The sequence below is a fragment of the Vibrio sp. SCP2 genome (genome assembly GCF_059295395.1).
This window is the reverse complement of record NZ_JCAFVV010000042.1, coordinates 1-261: the sequence shown is the minus strand read 5'-3', so window position 1 is coordinate 261 and position 261 is coordinate 1. Positions and strand designations below refer to the sequence as shown.

The 261-nt window shown below is 42.1% G+C and carries 1 tRNA gene; it reads left to right on the top strand.

The window, feature by feature from the left end:
- Positions 1 to 27: 27 nt before the first annotated feature.
- Positions 28 to 103, top strand: a tRNA-Ala gene (locus AC5O63_RS22475).
- The last annotated feature ends 158 nt before the right edge of the window (positions 104 to 261 follow it).

Here is a 261-nt window from a genome sequence, read left to right as displayed (position 1 = left end):
AATTGGCACACAGTATCAACACCTGATGGGGCTATAGCTCAGCTGGGAGAGCGCCTGCCTTGCACGCAGGAGGTCAGCAGTTCGATCCTGCTTAGCTCCACCATCTTTAAGCGCATTTGCGTAAGTGTTCTTAAAAATGGTTTCGAAAGAAATCTAGCTCTTTAACAATTTGGAAAGCTGACGAATAACAACAATCCCCATCTCTTTGAGATGCGTTGTTATTCAATTAAAAGTTCTCAAATCCTAAAACTATGTTTTAGG